The sequence below is a fragment of the Psychrobacter sp. NPDC078929 genome (genome assembly GCF_050267985.1).
Classification (GTDB): domain Bacteria; phylum Pseudomonadota; class Gammaproteobacteria; order Pseudomonadales; family Moraxellaceae; genus Psychrobacter.
Window position 1 is genome coordinate 87,692 of record NZ_JBNNFX010000012.1, and the last position, 5,334, is coordinate 93,025.

The 5,334-nt window shown below is 47.9% G+C and carries 1 protein-coding gene; it reads left to right on the plus strand.

Translation table 11 applies throughout. From position 1 onward, the window contains the following. A partial coding sequence (locus ACQKCG_RS08510; protein WP_427585371.1) for a beta strand repeat-containing protein occupies positions 1–5,334 on the plus strand: 5,334 nt, incomplete at both ends.

Below are 5,334 nucleotides of genomic sequence, written 5' to 3' on the forward strand. Positions count from 1 at the left end.
TACTGTCGGCGGTATGCTAAACGCGAATGGTGGCTTGACCGTTGCTGGTGGTCAGATGGTAAATATGGGCGGCAATAAGGTAACCAATGTCGCTAATGGTACCGCTACCACAGATGCGGTGAACTTTGGTCAATTGGATGCGGTTAGAACAACCGCCAACCAAGGCTGGAATATTCGAGCAAATGGTGGCCCCACACAAACGATTGCTCCTGGGGATACGGTTAACTTTACGAATGGCAATAATGTTGTCATCAGTCGTAGCGGCAATGCAATCTCTATTGCCACCTCACCAAACCCCAATTTTACGACAGTAACCACTACAGGTAATATCACTGTTGGTGGTACGTTAAATGCGAATGGCGGCCTAACCGTTGCCAGTAACAAAGCAGTCAATATGGGCGGCAATAAGGTAACTAACGTTGCTAATGGCACTATTGCAGAAAACGGCAAGGATGCCGCGACTACCGGTCAGCTGTGGAGACTCACTGAGGGTGGCGATGGCGTTAAGTACTTTCATGCTAATTCTGAACAGCCAGACTCTGAAGCTATAGGTCAAGAGTCTGTTGCTATTGGTCCACAAACTAAGGCTGAAGGCGTCAGTGGTTTAGCAGCGGGTGATAGTGCGTCAGTAACGGCACAAGGCGAAGGTGCAATTGCGCTAGGACAAAATGCCACTGCTGGTGGTGCTCTTCCAGGTAGTGGTGGCGCAGGTGCAGTAGCTGTAGGTCGCAATAGTGTCGCTTCCGGTAGTAGCACCACAGCGCTAGGTGATGGTGCTCAAGCACGCGGTGGAAATGCTACGGCGTTAGGTAAGGGGGCTCAAGCAAATGGTGGTAATAGCATTGCTCTTGGACAATCTACGGCTAGTGCGAGTAACGCTTTCGCTGCAGGTAATGGCGCTGTAGCTAATGTATCGGATGGTATCTCTATAGGTACTGGTGCGGGTGTGGGTACTACTGGTACGGTAGGCAATGACCAAAGAGATAATATCGCCATTGGTAGGCAGTCTGGTCAAAATGTAGGTGCTAGGGAATCTATCGGTATCGGATTTGAAGCCGGCTCAAATGTTAAAGGTGACAATAATACAGCCATTGGCACTCAAGCTGGTATGGGTGTTACTGGCGAGTATAATATTTCTATGGGCTATCAGGCTAATAAAAATGCTGGAGTCCTTGATCATTCAACTGTAGTGGGTAGTAAAGCCAACGCTGGTAGTAACTCAGTGGCTTTGGGGTATGAGGCGCAGGCAAATAATACTGATGCAGTAGCCATAGGTAGTGGCGCTATCTCTGATGCTCAAGGGCTAGCGCTAGGTGCTAATTCAAAATCTGAAGCCAACAATATAGCATTAGGTTTTAACTCGAAGGCGCTTGTTAGTGACTCGACTAACAGTAGCTATTTGACAGGTAACGCACCAGGTCAAGGCGTAGTCTCCGTTGGTAGCACCAGTGCAAATATCAAACGTCGTATTGTCAATGTGGCAGATGGTGCTAATGGTACTGATGCGGTGAACGTCAATCAGTTAAAAGGTGCACAACAAAGTGTTGCCAATCTAGTGGGCGGCAGCGTACCGCTTAATGCTGATGGAAGTTATGGCAAGATAACAGTCAACAATATAGGTGGTGGTACAACAGAGTTTGATACTGTTGTAGATGCTATTGGTGCAATCACTAGTGGCACAGTTAGTATTCTTCCTGCAGAAGCAGCAACATATAACTCAGATGGCACACTTGATGTGGCCGCTGGCACGATGAATGGTCAGGCTGTCAACCTAGGGCAGCTAAATACTGCTATCGCAGAAAACGGTATTCAGTATTTTAGTGTTAATTCCACTGAGGGTGCTAACCGTAATAATGATGGAGCTGCTGGCACCAGCGCGATAGCAATTGGTCCTGAAGCATCTGCATCGGCTGATGAGTCTCTGGCGATAGGTCATAAAGCGCGCGCTGATGCTGATGTTTCAATTGCAATCGGCAATAATGTTCGTGCTGAAGGGAAACGATCTACTGTGCTGGGTAATGAGAGCCGGGTGTATGACGCTAACGGTGTAGCAATTGGTTACGAGGCAGTTAGTAATGGAGAAAACTCATTAGTAATGGGTACTGGTGCTGAATCTAACGAAAAAACAACTGGCGAAGGTGTCGATAATGCAATCGTCATTGGTACTGAAGCTAGATCCACCGCATCAAATGATGGTATCGCAATTGGTAGAACTGCGCTGGCTAGAGAGGAACGTGCTGTTGCCCAAGGTTTTAATGCACAATCTACTGCAGTAGATGCTATTGCACTTGGTAGTCGTTCTCGAGCCAGTGGCATTAGTTCCCAAGCAAGTGGTACTGATGCGAGAGCGAGTGGTGGAAATGCTCAAGCGAGCGGTACTAGCGCTAATGCCAGTGGCACAAACGCACAAGCCAGTGGTACGAATGCAAGCGCCAGTGGTTCTAGTGCTATGGCGCAGGGAACTCGTGCGACAAGTTACGCCACTGATGGTATCGCTATGGGTACCGGTGCAATATCTGGATTTGAAGATCCAACTAACCAAGATCCTCAGCGTAATATGGCAGGTATTGCAATTGGTAAAAGCTCACTAGCAGATGAGCAAAACGCCTTAGCGCTAGGCGTTGAAGCAAATGCTCGTGCCCAATCAGCAACAGCAGTGGGTGACGGAGCCAATGCTAGTGGTATAAATGCATTGGCTATAGGAACAGGTGCTGCCGCTAATAAACAAGATGCGACAGCGATCGGTAACGGTGCAAGCGCTAGTGCTCAGGATGCCACCGCTTTTGGACGCGGTGCTGCTGCTAGTGCCCAAGATGCCATAGCCTTTGGTCGTGAAGCACAGGCCGTAGCACAAGGCGCAATAGCGCTTGGTCAAGGCGCCAAAGCAAATACCAATGTCAATGATGTGGCATTAGGCACAGGCTCAGTAACGGGTGCTGTTGTCAATACTCCAAACGCTACGATCGACAAGAATACTTATACTTATACAGGTACCAGTGCAACTAGCACGCTCAGCGTAGGTGCAGTAGGGAAGGAGCGCACGATTACTAACGTCGCTGCAGGGCGTGTATCGGCAACCAGCACCGATGCTATCAACGGCTCGCAGCTTCATGGCACTAATCAAGCAGTAACTGCATTGGGGAATAATCTAGATACCGCAGGTCAAAGCGTTGCTAATGCTCTTGGTGGTAGTTCAGCCTATAACTCAACGACTCATCAAGTCAACGCAAGTCTAAACGTCAATGGTAATACATATACTACCGTCGAAAGTGCCATTAAGTACGCAGCACAAGGTTGGAATGTCCAAACTAACAGTGATACGGCGAGCAACGTTGCTCCTGGTAGCACTGTACAGTTCAAAGATGGTAAAAATATAAAGATTACGCGTAACGGCAAAGACATTACAGTTGCTACTGCTGACGATGTAACCTTTACTAAAGTTACATCAGGCAGTATGACGGTTAACAACACTGATAGCATCGCCAATGGTGGTAATAAAGATTATGTCACCCAAGGCAGCACTTCTGTGGTCAATGGTGGAGACGTCTATACCGCCATCAATACCACTAAACAACAATATCAAGGTGATAACGGCGCAATCGTCACTCGTAATCCGAACCAAATATTGAAGGTGAAAGGCGGCGCTACGACGGGTACAGAAAACAATATTCAAACCGTATCTAATGCTACAGACGGCAGTATCAGCGTTAAACTGGCTGAAAAAATCGATCTAGGCACTGATGGCCGTGTAAAAATAGGCAGCACGACTGTCAATGATACTGGCGTGACCATTGTAGGTGGTCCAAGCGTTACCTCGACAGGTATTAATGCTGGTGATAAAGTCATTACAGGTGTCGCTAATGGCTCAGTAACTGCTGGTAGCAAAGAGGCGGTTAATGGCGGTCAGCTCAGTAGTGCTGCTGCTGCTGCCAAGACAGAAGTTGTGGCAGGCACTAACGTAGCCGGTGTGACTAAGAGCACAGGCGGTAACGGTCAAGACATCTACACTATCAATGCCAAGGGTGCTAGTACAACAGCAGGCTCAAGTGCGGTCACGGTAACTAATACCACTGATGCTAACACCAATGTAACTAATGCTGCAGTTGATCTTAGTGCTGATAGTAAAGCAAGCTTAGCTAAGGCGGATAACTCTGTACAGTATGACAATGCGGGTAAAACCAGTGTCACCTTAGGCGGATCAGGGGCTAGCCCAGTTAAAATAACAAACGTAGCTGATGGTACGCTTAGTACAAGCTCAAAAGATGCGGTTAATGGCTCTCAATTGCATGCTACTAACCAAAATGTAACTAAGAATGCAGGTGATATTACAACTCTTCAAGGTGGTTTCACCCTAAATAGTAATGGTGCTAATGGCGCAGCTATCAAAGCTGGTGACACTATCGATATCGGTACTGCAAATGGTGAGACCAACCTTACAGTCACTAAGTCGAGCAACACCATTGACTTTGCTTTGAACAAAAACCTGGATCTAGGAGCTAGTGGCAGCGTAACGACTGGTGCCACAACCGTTAATGATAATGGCATCATCATCACCAAAGCGGCAGGGGCTCCTGCTGGCATCACTAATGTCAGCTTGACCAATACAGGGCTTGATAACGGTGGCAACAAGATTGTCAACGTAGCCGCTGGCACTATCGGCACAGGCTCAACAGACGCCGTTAATGGCGGACAGATCCAAGCAGCTGGCGACAGCTTAGCGACTAACGTATTAGGCGGAAATGCCAAGTATGTAAATAACAGCTTCACCATGAGTGATGTTGGCGGCACCGGTGAGAACAACATCAATGACGCCATTGCCTCAGCCAACACCGCTGCAAATGCAGGTTGGAATGTGAGCGGCTCTGGTGCCGATAAAGTAAACATCGGCCCGAATGGCAAAGTTGACTTTATTGGTGACAGTAACATCACTGTGGCGCAAAACGGCGCGAATGATGACGGTAAGATTGGCATTACCTTAAACCCAGACTTAGACGTTGACAGCGTTAAAACGGGTAACAGCAAGCTTGATAATAGCGGCTTATCTGTCACTAATGGTACTTATACCAGCAGTGTTGGTGCCACGCAGATTGTTGCTGGTGGTATTAATCCAGTCACCGTGAATGGCACGGCAGGAACCGTCAACGGACTCACCAACACAACATGGGATCCTATTAATCAACCGATCGTTTCTGGCCAAGCGGCGACTGAAGATCAGTTGAAGTCAGTTAGTGATGTGGCAAATACCGGTTGGGACGTCAAAGTTAATGGCATCGCATCTGACAACGTAGCTCCAGGTGAGACCGTACAATTCGTTGATGGTAAGAACATCAAAGT